The sequence below is a fragment of the Methanosarcina spelaei genome, assembly GCF_002287235.1.
Lineage (GTDB): Archaea > Halobacteriota > Methanosarcinia > Methanosarcinales > Methanosarcinaceae > Methanosarcina > Methanosarcina spelaei.
Window position 1 is genome coordinate 1 of sequence record NZ_LMVP01000015.1, and the last position, 16,419, is coordinate 16,419.

15 protein-coding genes and 3 pseudogenes are annotated in these 16,419 nt (G+C 38.4%); 10 read left to right on the top strand and 8 right to left on the bottom strand.

The window, feature by feature from the left end; all coding sequences use genetic code 11:
* Window positions 1-270 (bottom strand): annotated as a pseudogene (locus ASJ81_RS01525) (IS110 family transposase); the annotation flags it as partial.
* Window positions 271-526: 256 nt separating this feature from the next.
* Between ASJ81_RS01525 and ASJ81_RS01530 the strand changes: the two are divergent.
* Window positions 527-931: a cupredoxin domain-containing protein gene (locus ASJ81_RS01530; protein WP_095642934.1), complete on the top strand. Its 405-nt coding sequence runs from the start codon at window positions 527-529 to the stop codon at window positions 929-931.
* 284 nt (window positions 932-1,215) lie between these two features.
* On the opposite strand, the pseudogene ASJ81_RS24480 reads toward ASJ81_RS01530, so the two are convergent.
* Together ASJ81_RS24480 and ASJ81_RS01535 are read right to left on the bottom strand one after the other, a co-directional pair.
* Window positions 1,216-1,344 (bottom strand): annotated as a pseudogene (locus tag ASJ81_RS24480) (hypothetical protein); the annotation flags it as partial.
* Between the two features lie 161 nt (window positions 1,345-1,505).
* Window positions 1,506-2,696 carry a tetratricopeptide repeat protein gene (locus ASJ81_RS01535; protein WP_095642935.1) on the bottom strand — a complete coding sequence of 397 codons (1,191 nt, stop codon included), beginning with the start codon at window positions 2,694-2,696 and terminating at the stop codon, window positions 1,506-1,508.
* 223 nt (window positions 2,697-2,919) lie between these two features.
* Here ASJ81_RS01535 and ASJ81_RS01540 point away from each other — a divergent pair, with 223 nt between their 5' ends.
* Window positions 2,920-3,648, top strand: coding sequence for an HAD family hydrolase (locus ASJ81_RS01540; protein WP_095642936.1), 729 nt, complete (start codon window positions 2,920-2,922; stop codon window positions 3,646-3,648).
* A gap of 372 nt (window positions 3,649-4,020) precedes the next feature.
* On the opposite strand, the gene ASJ81_RS01545 is transcribed toward ASJ81_RS01540, so the two are convergent.
* A complete protein-coding gene (locus ASJ81_RS01545) occupies window positions 4,021-4,680 on the bottom strand; it encodes an NAD(P)/FAD-dependent oxidoreductase (protein WP_095642937.1) in 660 nt (219 codons plus the stop codon).
* A 955-nt stretch (window positions 4,681-5,635) separates the two neighbouring features.
* Between ASJ81_RS01545 and ASJ81_RS01550 the strand changes: the two genes are divergently transcribed.
* Window positions 5,636-7,252, top strand: a complete 1,617-nt coding sequence (locus tag ASJ81_RS01550) for a hypothetical protein (protein ID WP_095642938.1) — start codon at window positions 5,636-5,638, stop codon at window positions 7,250-7,252.
* Between the two features lie 342 nt (window positions 7,253-7,594).
* Here the strand turns inward: ASJ81_RS01550 and ASJ81_RS01555 are convergent, their stop codons facing one another.
* Both ASJ81_RS01555 and ASJ81_RS01565 read right to left on the bottom strand, forming a co-directional pair.
* Entirely contained in the window at window positions 7,595-8,473 is an 879-nt protein-coding gene (locus tag ASJ81_RS01555) for a tetratricopeptide repeat protein (protein ID WP_095642939.1), read from the bottom strand.
* 933 nt (window positions 8,474-9,406) lie between these two features.
* Window positions 9,407-9,916: a response regulator transcription factor gene (locus ASJ81_RS01565; protein ID WP_095642941.1), complete on the bottom strand. Its 510-nt coding sequence runs from the start codon at window positions 9,914-9,916 to the stop codon at window positions 9,407-9,409.
* A gap of 242 nt (window positions 9,917-10,158) precedes the next feature.
* On the opposite strand from ASJ81_RS01565, the gene ASJ81_RS01570 reads away from it, so the two are divergent.
* On the top strand, window positions 10,159-10,440 hold the full coding sequence (locus ASJ81_RS01570) for a MarR family transcriptional regulator (RefSeq protein ID WP_095642942.1): 282 nt from the start codon (window positions 10,159-10,161) through the stop codon (window positions 10,438-10,440).
* 197 nt (window positions 10,441-10,637) lie between these two features.
* Here the strand turns inward: ASJ81_RS01570 and trxB are convergent, their stop codons facing one another.
* Together trxB and ASJ81_RS01580 are read right to left on the bottom strand one after the other, a co-directional pair.
* Window positions 10,638-11,567 carry a thioredoxin-disulfide reductase gene (gene trxB / locus ASJ81_RS01575; protein ID WP_095642943.1) on the bottom strand — a complete coding sequence of 310 codons (930 nt, stop codon included), beginning with the start codon at window positions 11,565-11,567 and terminating at the stop codon, window positions 10,638-10,640.
* A gap of 59 nt (window positions 11,568-11,626) precedes the next feature.
* The gene (locus ASJ81_RS01580; RefSeq protein WP_095642944.1) at window positions 11,627-11,878 is read right to left on the bottom strand and encodes a glutaredoxin family protein; all 252 of its coding nucleotides are present in this window, start codon (window positions 11,876-11,878) and stop codon (window positions 11,627-11,629) included.
* Window positions 11,879-12,037: 159 nt separating this feature from the next.
* Between ASJ81_RS01580 and dph5 the strand changes: the two genes are divergently transcribed.
* The 6 genes and pseudogenes from dph5 to ASJ81_RS01610 form a co-directional block, all read left to right on the top strand.
* On the top strand, window positions 12,038-12,838 hold the full coding sequence (gene dph5, locus ASJ81_RS01585; protein ID WP_095642945.1) for a diphthine synthase: 801 nt from the start codon (window positions 12,038-12,040) through the stop codon (window positions 12,836-12,838).
* Between the two features lie 32 nt (window positions 12,839-12,870).
* The gene (locus ASJ81_RS01590) at window positions 12,871-13,152 is read left to right on the top strand and encodes a DUF357 domain-containing protein (protein WP_048109873.1); all 282 of its coding nucleotides are present in this window, start codon (window positions 12,871-12,873) and stop codon (window positions 13,150-13,152) included.
* Window positions 13,153-13,623: 471 nt separating this feature from the next.
* The gene (locus tag ASJ81_RS01595) at window positions 13,624-14,013 is read left to right on the top strand and encodes a DUF555 domain-containing protein (protein WP_048105958.1); all 390 of its coding nucleotides are present in this window, start codon (window positions 13,624-13,626) and stop codon (window positions 14,011-14,013) included.
* Between the two features lie 260 nt (window positions 14,014-14,273).
* Complete coding sequence (locus tag ASJ81_RS01600) at window positions 14,274-15,173, top strand: carbohydrate kinase family protein (protein WP_095642946.1); 900 nt, start codon at window positions 14,274-14,276, stop codon at window positions 15,171-15,173.
* Between the two features lie 118 nt (window positions 15,174-15,291).
* Entirely contained in the window at window positions 15,292-15,963 is a 672-nt protein-coding gene (locus ASJ81_RS01605; RefSeq protein WP_095642947.1) for a diphthine--ammonia ligase, read from the top strand.
* Between the two features lie 141 nt (window positions 15,964-16,104).
* Window positions 16,105-16,389 (top strand): annotated as a pseudogene (locus ASJ81_RS01610) (DUF6444 domain-containing protein); the annotation flags it as partial.
* Window positions 16,390-16,419 lie beyond the last annotated feature (30 nt).

Consider the following 16,419-nt stretch of genomic DNA (forward strand, 5'->3'; position numbering starts at 1 on the left):
GGTAAATACCTTCATATCTCGAGCATTTCCAACTATTACAGGTAGATGCTTTATCAAAGAATCATGGATGGGAACCCAGAAATCACTTGTTGACTCACATGCAACAACATTACATTTTTCGGATATTACCCAATTTTTAAGGGCTAAAATTCCTTCGTCATCTCTGTTGAAACGTTGCTGTTGTTTTTCACCAGATCGACTGAGAATTGTAGCAATGAAAAAGATTTTGTGAATGTCTAGACCACAAGCTTTGTTTATGACTTCAATCATATAACATCACCCAATTTATTTGGGCAGTCGAATTGCCTAAAAGGCCAATTTAGCATCCGTGATCAAAGTCACATTTGAGCCTTCGATGGCAATTCACTGATTAGTTTTCTGACGGTTTTGAAAAACCAAAATAAGGACAACCTTACTGCCCAAGGTAATAAGGGCTTAATAGTCAAAAAAGAGGGCGTAGAGTACTTTCATTGATTTGTGCATGTTATTCGAAGAATTTCATGTACGTTTTTTATGGGGGGAAAGAATGAGAAAAGAACTTGCAGTTTTCATAGTTTTACTTGGAATATTCCTGGCAACAGGATGTGCGGGAAACGAACCGGCAACTTCTGCGGTAACCCCGGTTGAAACACCTGTAGCTCCGGTTTCGGATGTAACGCCTCAACCTGTAGATGAAGGCAAGATCGTTGAAGTTGATATTCAGAACTCTTCCTTTAATCCGCAGTCAGTAGAAATCCTGACAGGTGATACCGTAAGATGGACGAATAAGGATTCAATTGCTCATACCGTTACAGGGCCTACTTTTGACTCAGAGGTACTTGAGAATGGAGACACATATGAGTTCCTGTTTACGGATGCCGGAACCTATAATTATAAATGTTCGATCCATCCTTCTATGAAAGGTACTGTAGTAGTTACAGAAAAAAAGTAAAACTTTATTAACAAAGTCTTATTAATAAGACTTTGTTAATAAAGTTTTAAATGTAGTTAAAACTACTGATAACCCCGTTTTATTACTTTTTTAAAACAGTTTAATTTTTAGGGACCATTAATTCAAAATAGTAGTTTTCAAAGATAAAATGAACTACTACGGATATTTTCCTGGATAATATGAGAAAATGATTTGCAGTTTTCACTTTAATATAGAAATGCCTTTGAATATTCACCATAAACAAGCTAGAAAAACTAAACCCACGAAAGGAGATTCAGAGCTTCTCAGAACTTTCTCATAGATACGTAATTATTCCTTCTCATAGATGAGGTAACATTCATATAGCAGCGCATTGTTCCGATTACCTGCATTATATGTCCTCTTTTTCTTCCTGCCTCCAAAAGGCGACGAGTTGAATATGAGTTCTTTTACTGTGACAGGGTTTCTATTTTAATGCTAAGCCTTTCCCCTTATATCATTTGACCTAAAAAATAAAACTCAAGGATCTTAAAAAAGTAAACTCTGAATAATGTTAGAATGCTGAACAAAATTAGGCCATTATGTAAAAATTTGATTACTGGGTATCTCCCCCTACTTCGGCATATCTGGGATCAATTTCTACAGCTTTCCTGTATGCTTCTTCAGCTTCTTCCTCCCGTCCGAGGAAACTCAGACAGACAGCTTTCCCAAACCATGAGTCTGCAGCTTCAAAATTAAGCTTGAGTGCTTGCTCATAAATCTCCAGAGCTTCGTCGAAGCGTCTGAGCTGAGCAAGCACGAAACCTAGACTGGAATAAGCTTCTAAATACTCAGGGTCAAGCTGGGTAGCTTTCCTGTAAGCCTTTGCGGCTTCCTCGAATCTCTGCATCTGGCTGAGAGTAAAGCCTTTATTATACCAGACATCAGCATTTTCAGCATTGATTTCGATTGCTTTGTCAAAGGCTTTGATTGCCTCGTCGTACTTTTCAAGGTTTTCTAGGTCTATACCCATGTTGTTCCAGGCGTCATCGTTCTCAGGATCCAGCTCCACAGCTTTTTGATAAGCTTTTAAGGCCTGTCTGTAACTTCCAAGGCTGTCCAGATCCACACCTTTATATTGCCAGGCCTCGACAAAATCGGGATCAAGCTCGATTGCCTTATCGTAAGCTAGAATTGCTTCGTCATAGTTGCCAATTTGCCCCAAAGCTATACCTTTTCCTACCCAGGCTTCTTTATAATCAGGATTTTCGCCAAGGACTTTTTCATAAGCTTTTATAGCAGCTTCATAATCTCCTGCCTGGCTCAGGTTCAGGGCTTTTCCGTACCATGCATTGGGATAGTCAGGTCTGAGCTCAAGGGCTTTTTCATAAGCTTTAACAGCTTCTTCATACTTGCCAACCTGGGATAAGGAGAAAGCCATATTGTTCCAGAGATCTGGATCTTCAGAATCAATTTTGATAGCTTTATCATAAAGCTCAAGAGCTTCCTCGTATTTTCCAAGGGTTTCAAGGGCCTGAGCCTTATTATTTAATAGATTTATATTCTCTGGATCCTTCTCGATTGCCTTATCAAGGGCCACAACTGCCTCTTTAAACTTACCGCTTCTGAGAAGGTCAAGTCCGTATTCATTAAGTTCGGCTGCCAAAAACTCATCACTGACTTCCTGCTTACCTATGTCCCCCGAATCACTCAAAACATACATGTCTTCGGAAACAGTCTTTTCTTCGGATTTTTCTTTCCCGCCTTCCCCTCTGAAGGCTTTGTCTTTTGGTTCGTCGGAACTCATATCAAAATTTCCTGCTCTGCCTTTTATAATAGACCCTGCGGATTCTTAAATGTCCGCGTTCGGTATTTACTTAAATTCGTTGTTCGTTTATGATCTATACATCTGTTCTTTATGGCTTTTATAGCCTCTCCCCGAAAAGCTCTGAGAAAAGTTCCGGAAAGAAGAGCAGAAGACGAAGAAAAAGCAAATTTACATAGTTTAAAAAAGCGGCAGGCTCTAAGAAATGGAAGATATTGAGAAAAACATGAATATAATTCAGAAAGATCCGGAGCAAATTTATCCTGGAGTTCTGAAAGCAGTGCTTTTTGATATGGATAACACTCTTTTTGATTTCGTAGCCGCAAAACTGGAAGCTTGCAGAGAGATTCTCTCTTTTATCTGGAAGGAAAATGTTAATGAAGAACCTTCGGTACTTTTCAGGTATTTTCTGAGAGGAGTTTACGGTTTTGAGGATTACGAAAACATTCAGGACTACATGCAGGAGAGAAATATTTTTACAGCTCAAGACTACAGAAAGTGCTGTGAGATTTATGAGCGGGAAAAATTGCAAAATTTAGAACTCTATCCAGCTGTAACGAATACTCTTGATAAGCTTAAAAAGTTAGGCTTAAAGCTTGTGATTATAACGGATGCCGATAGTAATCATGCTCTCGCAAGGCTTACAAGAGTCGGGCTTCTTAATTACTTTGATCTTATCGTGGCTGCGGACATAACAGGCACAAAAAAACCAGATCCGGCACATTTTCTTTTCGCGCTTGAGGTGCTCGGGATAAAACCCGGAGAAACCCTGGTAGTCGGAGATAACATCAAAAGAGATATAGTGCCCGCTCGCAAACTTGGATTGAGAACAGCTTATGCTTCCTATGGAGACTGGAGAACCGAAGGAGAGACTGATCAATGCTTCGATTTCAGACTCGATAAATTTTCGGATATGCTTGAGTTATTTCACTAAAATATCGGAAAATGTGACGAATTTCTGTAAATTCAAATTAAAATCGTTCCGAGTTTCTGTAAATTCAAATTAAAATCGTTCTGAGTTTCTGTAAATTCAAATTAAACTCATTCCAAATTTCTGTAAATTTAAAGTAAAATTTTCGTATACTTAGCATAACTCAGTTCTCTTAATACTGGGTTCCCAAACCACTAACTTATTAAGAGTTATAATTTTACAGAAAATTGGCGTACTAAGTGATCTAGTGCACCGACAGTTCTGTAAAATTGGCTTGATGCTATATCCTTTTCTTTATTTGCTGTCACAAGTGAACTTCACTTTCAAGGAATTGTAACGCAAAATTATACTTTTGCCGCTTTTTGCACTACAATCTTATAGCCCGACTTGAGCTTTGAAATTCTCAAGGCCAATGTCTTCAATGTGTTTTCCAAGTCTCTTTTTAGTACCTGAATTTTTATAGTAATCAATTATCCTATCAATAGCCTCAAGAACTTTTTCTTCAGATAACTCCTTTGCTACAATGTCAGCAAGTCTTGGAGATGCAGCCACGGCACCTCCAACCATTAGAGTATATCCTTTGGAAGTACCGATTACTCCAATGTCTTTAATAGCTGATTCAGAACAGGAGTTTGGGCATCCCGAGACGCCTATTTTTAGCTTGGAAGGCATAGGCATTCCGTGATATTTCTCATCGAGTTTCAGACCAAGTCCTAAAGAGTCTTGCTTTGCTTGCTTACAAAAAGTTGTACCTGGACAAATCTTTATACTTCTTACACATAGTCCTACAGCTGCCCCTGGTTTGATTCCAAGGTCAACCCATATATTATCAAGATCTTCTTCTTTCAAGCCCACTATTGCAATCCTTTGGGCGGAAGTTATTTTGAGAGCAGCTGCTCCATATTTTTCAGCGACATCAGCAATCTTCCTGAGGGTTGCAGGATCTACAACACCTCCTGGAATATGGGGAGCTATTGCATAAGTTTCACGGTCTCTCTGAACAATTGCACCTTTTTCAAGTAAGTTATTTTTCATATAGATATGTCTCCAAATGATTCAGTAAAGTTTACTAAGATTAACATATTTTTACAACTGCATCTGAACCTAAAATATACCTAACTCGAGTAAACTTGACTATATCCTTTAATTTACAAACTAGAATAGTTACTAAATTTATTTATAATTAATTATATGAAAAATTGGTCCTGAACAAATAATATCCCTGCGTAAAATGTTTTTTCAGTAAACAACATTTAAATATTTATAAATATATAATTTAGCAATCTGTTTCAATTATATAAAATTAAAGTTAAGTATAAAATGCCATGTATAGCACTGCGGCTATCTCATTGAAGAAATGAACAATTTTTAAAAATCAAGTAACTTTTCAGTCTACGTAAAACAGCATCAATAACCATATTTATTAATACTCGACAGATAAATTTCTGCAAATGGATTTTTCTGATTATTGGCAATTGACTATGTTTTTTCATCGTATGTGAGTTATTTACTATATTTTTATTTTCCATTAAAATCGGTATCAACGGGCATTTTTAAACTGGATGAATAGTTACAAAATCAAATATTTTCCTAGAATGTTAAGGATTTGCTTTGCAAAACTTAACTTTGTAGAAACCCTAAATCGTGCTCTACCAAGTTGACAAGGATTGGACATTTTATAGGTTCAATAGCAACTGAAATTCTGATTCCTCACCAGATCGATAGAACCAATGGTAGATAAACTTTTATAGTAATATGTCAGAAGAAGGAAGTAGGTTTCCTAATATATAATATAAATAGTTTATATATCGATTCTGTCAAGTTGACGAGGGTTGGTCATTTTATAGGCTTAATAGCAGCTGAAAATTTCTTAACTCTCGTCAACTTGACAGAATCGTTACCTTAATCATAAGAGGAAATTTGCTTTGGGCCTCACTCCTATGACCGATTTTTCCATGCAAATGGTTACTCGTTTTCGGAGGTGTGCAGATTGAGAAAATTAACTGTCGATATGGAAGAATTCAAAAAACTCCACGATAATGGAATGACCGATAAAGAAATCGCTAATAATCTTGGCTTTTCTCAAGCTACTGCACGCAATATACGCTGTAAATTAGGGTTGTCGCCACTAATCAGTGGTCACACTGCAGTAGCAGTAATCATAGACCATGAAGAACTCAAAAAGCTTTTCGAAAAAGGTCTTAATGACAAGGAAATTGGCAAATTTTTTGGCGTAAGTGATGATATAATTTTCAAGCATCGCCAAAGTCTAGGTTTATTAAGATGGAAGAAGTGGGAAAAAACAGTTGATAACATCGAAAAATTCAAGCAACTTTATTCTGAAGGCTTGAGTGACAGAAAGATAGGAAATGCTCTTGGCATATGCATTGACACAGCAAGGAAAATCCGTCACGATTTAGGGTTACCTCCACAGCCATTAAGTCGAAGATACGTTAACACTGAGGAGTTAAAACGTTACCTGACCATAGGACTTACTGATAAGGAAATTGGAGCCATTTTCGGTGTTAGTGCTCATACTATTTATGAAAGACGCCGTGATGTAGGTTTGTTCCGACGCCAGAAACAAACCTGGTTTGAGAACATAAATATAGATGATTTCAAAAAGCTATATACCGAAGGCATGAGTGATGTAAGGATCGCCGAAGCACTTGGTGTACAAAATAGTGCATTAATAAGAGAAATACGTCATCATTTAGGACTTGCACCTAATCAAGGACGGACTAACGAGAAAAAAAGAGAATTATACAATGCAGGGATGTCTGACAGGCAAATCGCAAAAATAATAAAAGGAAAAAAGAAAAATGTTGCTGCATGGCGTCGAAACCATGGACTTCCTCCAAACAAGTCAGATAGCGCACTTAATGTTGTATTTGAAGCTAAGTTGTTAAATATTAATGAAAATGAAACTATCCAACCTAATGAAACTATCCAATCAAACTCAGAATCATCTACTTATGACCCAGGAACTATTGAAAACTTTGCGGGAAAAGAGATTAAGAAAAACACGACTGTGCTTACATCCACAACGGAAAAAACAAATAACGATATACTGAAACAATTTTTTACTAAAGGTTTTAGTGATGTACAGATCGCAAAATATTTCGATGTTTCTGAAAGGACAATCTCAAATCGTCGCCGAAATTTAGGACTATACAGGCAGAAGCCAAGACAGATTGGACGAAAAAACATTGACATTGAAGAGTTTAAACATCTATATCTGAAAGGTATGAACGATGTCGAAATTGGTAGAACTATCGGCATTTCTCAATCAGCTGTCTTCAGAATACGCCATCATCTCGGGCTTGCATCGAACAGTGGAAAAAGACACTGGAAAATGCGTGAACTATATGACTTAAAATTGTCGGATAGTAAAATTGCCAAAACACTCAAAGTTAGGAAACACGATGTTACTAAATGGCGTCAAAGCCACAAACTGCCTGCAAATAACTATGATGATATGGTTACTGATGCTCACAATATTGAGGTGTCAAACCTCAAAGAAAAAAAACCGGCTCGAATTGACTCGGAATCACTTTTTTATGATACAAAATTCCTTGAAAACTATCTTGGAAAAGAGATTAAGTAACTATTTTTATTATTGCTATAAAATGACCGGAATTATATTTTGTCCATTAAGACTATAGGATTCTGTCAAGTTGGCAAGGAGTGGACATTTATAGGTTCAATCGTAACTGGAAAATTCCTTAGCACCCGTAGACTTGACAGTATCCCATGAACCTGTAAGTTGTATACCTGTAAGCTGAATACACCAGGAGAAAAGTAAATTTTTGGAGAAATGAAAAAAACCTTTAGAGAAAAGAAAACTTCTGGCCGCCAGTCCTGAGGATTCCGGAAAGGAATTTCAACTAACGGCTTCTTCTAGCTCCAGGTCTTTGATTCATATGGAAAAACCTGAGGTCTGGCTACTTTAAAGGATATCGGAATATATCGGGTTTATATCTACTGCTCTCTCGTAAGCCTCAATTGCTTTCTGGTGTTTCTTAATCCTGTCGTACACGATACCTTTACCAATCCAGGCTTTTGTAAAACTTGGATTAATCTCGATAGCTCTCTCAAAAGCTTGAAGTGCCTCTTTGTATTTTTCCAGGTCTCTCAGGGCAATTCCCTTATTGTACCAGAACCTTGCATTGTCCGGATTTGTCTTTATCTTGGTGTCAAAAATCTCCACGGCTTTTTCGATATAAATTCTCGCGTCTTCGTGTTTTCCAAGCCAGCGGAGAGCCACACCCTTGTTATAAAGGGCTTTCCCGTTAGCAGGGTTTAACTCAAGAGCTCTATTAAAAGCGCTAATGGCTTCTTCATAACTTTTTATTTTGCAGAGCCCCATACCTTTTTTGCACCATTCACTTGCGCTCATGGAGCCCAGATCGTAATTCTTTTCATAAAGGTGAATAGCTTTCTCAAAATCATCCATAGCTTCTTCATATGCCTTCATTTCCCTCAGAGCTATTCCTCGTCTGTACCAGACTTCAGGGTCTTCAGGAGCAAGATAAATAGCCCGGTAGTATGCATCCAGAGCTTCTCTATACTGCATAAAACTTATAAGCAGTTCTCCTTTGGAATACCATGTCTTTGCATCCGAAGGGTTGATCTGAAGAGACCTGTTTAGGGAATCAAGAGATTCTTCATATCTGAAAAGGCTTTTGAGAACCATTCCTTTGCTAAACAGGATTTTTGCATTGTCAGGGCTTATTTCCAGAGCTTTGTTGTATGCATCCAGAGCTTCTGTAAATCGTCCAAGTTCATGGAGTGCAACACCTGTATTATACCACTCGTTCGAAGTCATCACTCAACCACACCTTTTTTCGATAACATTTTTCCATCTTATATACATATATTTTAACGATAATATATACATTTAAAGCGTTAAATCAATTTTGTATTTTAGCTCCGTAATAAAAATAAAGAGATTTCACAGTTTCTCGTCATAATTTATGTGTTAAGGAAACATTTACAGTTACACATGTTAACCTATGTTTTTGCTCTTTTTTAAGGGTTTTGAAATATTCTTGTTGTCTATTATTTTAAAAATATAGTTTGTAAAGCGTGGACAAGAATTCGATGAAGTAAAACAACTTTATACATGTTTTTCAATTTATCCTTAAAATTAATAAAAATATATTTATCACATCCCCAAAGTCCTTCCATTTTCACATTATTTAATCCGTGCTTTTGCCCTAACATGGGGAAAATTGATCTATAAAACAAAATCTGAAAAATCCAGTAAGTTCGATTTTGGAAAAAGTTGAAATTTCCTCCTCTCACGGCCTGTTAAAAGTCTGATTATCTACTTCTCACACTGAGGAATTGAGGAATTCCCTGGACTGGAGAAACTTAGTTGAGGGCCAGATACCTAAATTAGGGTCCAACTCAGTTCTTAATATCTTCTCGTCTTTCCAAAATTTGTTAGAAAAATCTTTTGAAGAATAATAAAGATAAATACCCCGAGTGTACTGGCACACTTAATAAACTAATTAATATGATTTTAGATGCTTGTAAAAAATAACAATAAAGACATTTAACAAAGACATTCAATAAGGAATTTAATAGGAAATTTCATGTTACTATGAAATAATGTTTACAATATGCCGAAGCATTTCTGACATGCAGGAAATGTAAAAATTTCAAAGGAATGCTCTGAAAAGCTCTTCAGAGCGACCTTTGTATCTCAAGATTTTTTTAATGTAAAGGAATTTTCTGCTATAAGCCGACTTTGAAGTTAGAAATGAGTACGTTTCAAGATCATTCCCACTCTAGCTCGCAGTTCTACAGGGTTAAAAGGCATAGTAACATAATCATCAACTCCAGATTCAAAAGCCTCAACCCTATTTTTCACCTCTCCTTTTTCACTGAGCACCATAACAGGTATCCACCAGTATCTTGAACTTGCTCTAAGCTGTTTGCAGATTTTGAAACCTTCAAGATCTGCAAACCCTGTATCCAGCAATACGAGGTCGGGTTTTTCCACTTTCACGGCTTCAAGTGAAGAAAGACCGCCAGGGACTTTGACAACGTTATAATTTTCAGTTTCAAGTGTCGCCTTAATACTGAAAGCACTGCTCCCATCTCCCACAATCAGGATTTTCTGTCGCGTGTCATTAAAATTTGAGATTCGGGCCTTTACAAGTTCTTCTGGAACTGAGAGACGAGAAGCTATCTCCATCTCGCTTATTTCAGGTTGTGCTTCAATTAATTTCAAAATTTCATGATCAAGATTTTTATTATTCATCACCCTCCATCACCATACAATATATAGTTTCTTAGCTCTTAAACATTTCTCAAATTTTTTAGAACAAGCGTTACTTTAAATTTAGTACAGTATGAAGAGTATAGAGTTATCCAAATATTCAGAAGACTTCTTATGGATCGTCGGCTTGACCAATCAGGAGATAAGTTTATAACCGTAAATAGCAAGTTAATATTGGAAATAAGAATCACTTACAGAGAACAGCCACCTCTGAGATGATATCAATGGATCCAATGGAAAAAATCTTCGGTAAAACTGCACAGATGACAGTGCTCATGAACCTGATCGAGCACCAGAACGAATCAACATACCTTTCTGGTATAGCTGAAGAAACTGGCCTGTCTCACTCCAGCGTATCAAGGGTTATTACTCCCCTGATCGCATCAGGCATCGTCATAGAAAAACCTCTGGGAAAGCAAATTCGGACTTTCCAGCTGAACATGGACAATGAGGCGACAAGGCTAATCATAGATTTCTACAATAAGATAAACCAGATGCTGGAATAAGCCTTAAGAGCAGAAGGCCGAAAAACGGGAAACAGGAGACGAAGAGGACTACTGTTCCGTATTTAAAATTTATAAACAGTTTGGAATTTTGAACACTTAAATCTTAAGGTAACTTCAGCCTGAATTCTTGATTAGGGTAGCTCTTCAGGTAACTTATTTCAGGCAACCATAGTCAAAGATCCTGATTTAGATAGTTCTCACGTAGTCTCTTTTTTTAAGCTTTCGATGTACTCATTTGCAGAAGTAGCTGCGAGTGCTCCATCTCTAACGGCTGCTACAAGCTGCCAGATAGGTGTATCACGGCAGTCTCCTACAGCATAAACCCCTTTCATCGAAGTTTCAAGGAAGCGGTCAGTTCTGATAAAACCTTCCTTATCCTTTTCCACATCAGTGATTTCTGTATTCGGATGGATGCCCACGTATATAAAAACCCCGTCCGTAGCTAGCTCGTGCTGTTCTTCGCTTTTAATATCCTTATAGATTATTTTTTCGACTCTCCGAATTTCCCCGCTGCTTCCCAGGATTTCTTGAATAGACGCATTGAAAATGAACTCAATGTTCGCAATTGCAAAAACTTTGTCTTGAAGGACTTTTGCAGCTCTCAGCCGATCTCTCCTGTGAAGCAGATAAACCTTCCGGGCTATCTTTGAAAGAAGAATAGCTTCATTAATGGCTGTGTTGCCACCCCCGACCACTACAACGGTTTTATTTCTAAAGAAGGGCCCGTCACAGGTAGCACAGTAGGAAACTCCTTTACTGAGAAACTCTTTTTCTCCAGGCACATTCAGATGCTTGGGGTTTGCACCTGTAGCAATTATAACAGCTTTTGATTCAAGGTCTCCGCTGTCCGTAGAGACAATTTTCTTTTCCCCTTCGCTGCGGACAGAGAGAACATCGGTTATTTTTGTTTCTACCCCAGTTTCCTGAGCGTGAGTTTTATACTTTTCCATCAACTCAAGCCCTGAAATCGCTGGAAAGCCAGGGTAATTTTCCACTAAACCTGAAAGTGCAATCTGGCCGCTAATTTCGCTTCTTTCAAGAACCAGAGTGTTAAGTCCAAAGCGTACGGCATAGATGCCGGCTGATAGTCCTCCAGGTCCTCCTCCTACAATTATTAGATCGTACATACTTGTCTCCTGAGTTCTGAAAAACAGTTTCAGAAAAAATATCTCATTTTAGAATTAGTTCAGCTAACACGGGATATAGCATCTATAGCATCGGCTTTTTTCGGAAGGCCTACAAAAGCTACCCTTCCATCAATAATAGTCGTAGGAACTCCGGCTATGCCGTATTTATCAATCAACGTCTGACCCTCTGGAGTTTCCACATCTATTTCCTCGTATTCAAAATCATACTCGGATTTCAGGTCTTTCCAGAGTCTTCGAGTTGCCGGACAGGCAGTACACCAGCTAGCGTGAATAAGCGTAACTTTAACCATAAAATCCCCTCTAAAACTACAGTTATAATTCCATTCTAATATTAATTTCCAGATATAAATAAGTTAAGCGTACCAGTAAACCTAGAAAATAAAGCATTATTATTGCTTGGATATATTCAAACAAAAAGCTTTAAACCAGCAAGGCTCTTAAAGCGGACTATGCTTACATTTATAGGTCTGGGCCTTTTCGACGAATATGACATTTCTCTAAAGGGACTTGAAGCTATCAGGGAAGCCGACCTGGTTTATGCTGAGTTTTATACCTCCTGTCTCATGGGTACGAACCTTGAAAAAATGGAGGAGCTCTACGGAAAGAAGGTCTTTTTGCTTTCAAGAGAGGATGTAGAGCAGCATCCTGACTGGCTCTCCAAAGCAAAGGACAGAAATCTTTGCTTCCTGACTGGTGGAGATACAATGGTCTCCACAACTCATGTCGATTTACGTCTGAGAGCTGAAAAATTGGGAATAGAGACTCACCTGATTCATGGGGCTTCCATTGCCTCAGCTGTCTCGGGTCTTACAGGACTACAGAACTATCGCTTCGGGAAATCCGCAAGTATTCCTCATCCCTATGAAAGCAGGAGAGGTACAAGGATAATCTCGGAAACTCCTTATGATATTATAAAACAAAACCTGGAACTTGGCCTGCATACTCTGGTTTTCCTGGATATAGATAAGGAAAAAGGCTATATGACTGTAAATACTGCCCTTGAGCTTCTCCTTGAGGTTGAGGAAAAAAGAAGAGAAGGAATTATACGAGGAGCTGCTGCAGTAGGAATAGCCAGGGCAGGCTCGGAAAAGCCGACCGTAAAAGCAGACTATGCAGAAAACCTTAAGGACTTTAATTTTGGAAAGCCTCTCCACATTCTCGTAATTCCCGGAAAACTGCATTTTCTTGAAGCCGAAGCACTTATGAAACTTGCAGGGGGCCCAATAGGATTTATGGAAGAAGTGGAGTAAAAAAATTATAAATAGATCTCATGGTGATTGTGATGCCTGCCGATCTGGATGAAAAAGTCAAAAGATATGAGGATATGTTAAAAAGGGCCCTCCAGAAAGCCAAATATTCCCCAATCAAGGGGTCTCATATGTATGCCGTTGCAAAGGATTATTATACAATGGCAGAGGCCTACTATAAAGATGGGGTGTATTTCCTGGAGAATCGAGACCCTGTAAATGCTCTTGCCTCCTTCAGTTATGGTCACGCCTGGCTCGATGCAGGCGCAAAACTCGGAGTTTTTGCTGTTGATGATGAGACTCTTTTTACCATCTAAATGAGATATAGAATAAAAGAAGAATAACTGAAAAAGAATATATAAAAATGAACAACTAAAAAAGAATGAATAAAAATGAATAACTAAAAAATAAAATAGCATAAAATAAATAATATATAATAAATAAACTGTAATAAATAAACTGTGATAAATAAAATGTGATAAATAAAATGTGATAAATAAAATGTGATAAATAAAATGTGATGAGCAAAAAACTAACTAAAGAAAATTAAAATGCCAACTTGATTCTGGAAGAAAGCACAGATACCTCAATTGGAAGGATTAAAGTTGCAGGACTAAGAATTAGAAACTTAACCGGAAAACCATATAAAAGCAAATGTGATACTATTCTATTTGAAGCAGAAATAATTTATATACTTTATTCTATTCTTTAGATTCTGTGAGAAACTTTTCCCGATCGGGAAATCTTCTTGAGAAACATGCATAACAGAATAATTATGGTGGACAATAATGAAAAACTTCCATGTGGTACTTGAAGCAGCTTGGTTGGTTAGAGATGTAAAGACGGCTGATGACGCGATAGGAGTCGCTATTTCAGAAGCTGGAAAACGCCTGAATCCTAAACTGGATTTTGTAGAGGTTGACGTGGGCACTACATCCTGCCCTGTATGCGGTGAGCCCTTTAGCAGCGTTTTCATAGCAGCAAACACCGCTCTTGTAGGTCTTATTTTTGAGATGAAGGTTTTTGATGCCGAATCTGCGGAACACGCGGAAAGAATCGCAAAATCCGTGATAGGAAAATCTCTCAGGGACATTCCATTGACAGTTGTTGAAGTCACTGAGTTCGAGAGGTCAGCTGATAAGGGCGAACAGCAGCAGAAGAGCAAAACAGGCAAATAAAAATTTTCCAGAACAACTGTTGGGATAGAGTAGATACTATACTGCGGCTAGTTATGCCTCTGGGTTTTGTTCAGATCTGAATATATAAGGCTGAAAAAAACTTTCTTTAAGAAATGAGCCCTTCGTGAGAAAAAATATCTATTATTAATCGAAGCCCAGCAAAAAAGCAAGTTTTATCTCTCCTCCAGGCTTTGTTTTTAAAGTTGGGTCCGGTGTCAAGACCCAAGCTTTTTACAACCCATGAAAAAAGAGGATACTACATGGACAGAGTAATTTCTATTGTAGGGCACACTGCCCTTGATTATATTGTAGATGTTGAAAGAATCGCAGGAAAAAATGAGTCATCCCCTGTCATTGACTATGAAGAATATCCTGGCGGAGGGGCTGCCAATATTACAGTTGCTATTGCAAAACTGGGAGGAAAGAGCCAGCTGATTTCTCCTGTAGGTACGGATTTTGTAAGTTCAGGATATGAAAAACTTCTTAAAGAAACGAATGTTGACCTTTCTCGTCTTTATAGAATTGAGGATCAGAAAATTTCGAAAGCCTTTATTTTCACTGATCGGGAAGACAACCAGACAACCTATTTTTACTGGGGAGCTTCTTCAAAATTCAAAGAATTGGAACCCGAACCTGTAGATTTTGTCCATCTTGCAACCGCTGACTCGGTCTATAATGCAAAACTCGCACAAATTGCCGGCTTCGTCTCCTTTGATCCGGGCCAGGATCTTGTTACGTATTCAAAAGAAAATCTTGAATTAATACTCGCTCATACTGACATCCTTTTTGCGAACCGGCACGAGATCAGACGAGTTTCAGAGATGACCGGAAAAAGTTTTTCCGAACTCAAGGCCATGATCGACATTATTGTAGTCACATATGATTCCAAGGGCAGCAGGATCTATACAGGTAAAGACGAATTTTTAATTCCTGTAATTTCTGTCCAGGCTGCAGATCCCACCGGAGCAGGAGATGCTTATAGAGCAGGTTTCCTTCTCGCCCTCACAAGAGGATACCCGCTTCCGACATGTGGGAAAATTGGGTCTACAGTAGCTTCTTTTGCTGTGCAGACACGAGGCTGCCAGACAGGTCTTCCAACCTGGGAAGAAATGAAAGCCCGTTATGAAGCAAATTTTGGAAGGCTTGAGAAAGAGTGCTGAAATTGCAAATGCCGAAGAAGCATGATCAAAAGTCAAAAAGTATATAAAATATTACTTAATGATCCACGCATTATAACCCTCGACATATGAAAAAGATAGTAAACAAAAAGGGATGCAGATGAAACTCGCAGCACTGGTTTCCGGTGGCAAGGACTCGATTTTTGCCATATATAAAGCCCTTCAGGAAGGGCATGAAGTCACCCACCTGATTAATATTATTCCCGCAAGGGACGATTCCTACATGTATCATTCCATCAACCTCCACATGGTAGAACTAATCTCTGCCGCCTGTGAAATCCCTCTGGTCCAGCAAGAGTCCAGCGGAATAAAGGAGCTGGAGCTGGATGACTTGACCCTTGCCCTCAAGAAAGTAGATGTAGACGGCGTGTCCGTAGGTGCGATTGAGTCCCAGTACCAGGCAGGTAGGGTGAAGAAGATCTGTGATGCTCTGGGGCTTAAGGTCTATACTCCTCTCTGGCACAAGGATCCTGAAGAACTACTCAATGAGATGTCAAAAGTACTGGATATTCGGATTGTCAGGGTCGCAGCTGAAGGTCTCGACGAATCCTGGTTGGGTCGCCCTATTAATGTGAACTCGATCGAACATCTCAAAGCGATGAACAAGCGATACATGGTTCACATGGCCGGAGAAGGTGGGGAATATGAGACTGTTGTGCTTGATGCCCCCTTTTTTAAAAAGCGGATTGAGATTGTAAAAAGCGAAGTTGAATGGCAAGGTGACACTGGCTCTTTAAAGATCCTGGAAGCAAAACTTGTTGACAAAAATTAAGGGTCAAAAAGGCTTCCTGAGAAACAGGTTAAACCCAAAGACATTTATATTTATTGTTACTATTCAGGTAGCCTTTTTAGGGCTACACAATTTTTCCTCTTTTCGAGGAAAAATTGGATTTACAATGAGTTATTTCTATCTTTGATGAAACGTGAAGAGATTCTTGCTCTGTGTACTTCAAACCCTGAAGTTATTGCAACTTACATTGAGAGTCTTGAATCTCAAATAAAACAGCTTAGTGAAAAATTGCAAGTTTTAGAATCTCGCTTAAATCAAAATAGCAGAAACAGCAGTAAACCTCCTTCTACTGATTTTTTTGTCAAAGGAAAACCTAATCCCAAGAGTCTCCGTAAAAAGAGCGAAAAGAACCCTGGAGGTCAAGAAGGTCATCCAGGAACAACTCTTAAAATGGTTGATAATCCTGATTAGGTAATAGAGCATTCTTTGAACTGCTGC

Excerpts from the sequence above, each read along its gene's own strand:
- ASJ81_RS01590 (WP_048109873.1), top strand. The coding sequence starts at position 12,871 with ATGCCTGCCGATCTGGATGAAAAAGTCAAAAGATATGAGGATATGTTA.
- ASJ81_RS01530 (WP_095642934.1), top strand. The coding sequence starts at position 527 with ATGAGAAAAGAACTTGCAGTTTTCATAGTTTTACTTGGAATATTCCTG.
- ASJ81_RS01555 (WP_095642939.1), bottom strand. The coding sequence starts at position 8,473 with ATGACTTCGAACGAGTGGTATAATACAGGTGTTGCACTCCATGAACTT.
- ASJ81_RS01595 (WP_048105958.1), top strand. The coding sequence starts at position 13,624 with ATGAAAAACTTCCATGTGGTACTTGAAGCAGCTTGGTTGGTTAGAGAT.
- dph5 (WP_095642945.1), top strand. The coding sequence starts at position 12,038 with ATGCTTACATTTATAGGTCTGGGCCTTTTCGACGAATATGACATTTCT.
- ASJ81_RS01540 (WP_095642936.1), top strand. The coding sequence starts at position 2,920 with ATGGAAGATATTGAGAAAAACATGAATATAATTCAGAAAGATCCGGAG.
- ASJ81_RS01580 (WP_095642944.1), bottom strand. The coding sequence starts at position 11,878 with ATGGTTAAAGTTACGCTTATTCACGCTAGCTGGTGTACTGCCTGTCCG.
- ASJ81_RS01535 (WP_095642935.1), bottom strand. The coding sequence starts at position 2,696 with ATGAGTTCCGACGAACCAAAAGACAAAGCCTTCAGAGGGGAAGGCGGG.
- ASJ81_RS01600 (WP_095642946.1), top strand. The coding sequence starts at position 14,274 with ATGGACAGAGTAATTTCTATTGTAGGGCACACTGCCCTTGATTATATT.
- ASJ81_RS01605 (WP_095642947.1), top strand. The coding sequence starts at position 15,292 with ATGAAACTCGCAGCACTGGTTTCCGGTGGCAAGGACTCGATTTTTGCC.
- trxB (WP_095642943.1), bottom strand. The coding sequence starts at position 11,567 with ATGTACGATCTAATAATTGTAGGAGGAGGACCTGGAGGACTATCAGCC.
- ASJ81_RS01570 (WP_095642942.1), top strand. The coding sequence starts at position 10,159 with ATGGATCCAATGGAAAAAATCTTCGGTAAAACTGCACAGATGACAGTG.
- ASJ81_RS01545 (WP_095642937.1), bottom strand. The coding sequence starts at position 4,680 with ATGAAAAATAACTTACTTGAAAAAGGTGCAATTGTTCAGAGAGACCGT.
- ASJ81_RS01565 (WP_095642941.1), bottom strand. The coding sequence starts at position 9,916 with ATGAATAATAAAAATCTTGATCATGAAATTTTGAAATTAATTGAAGCA.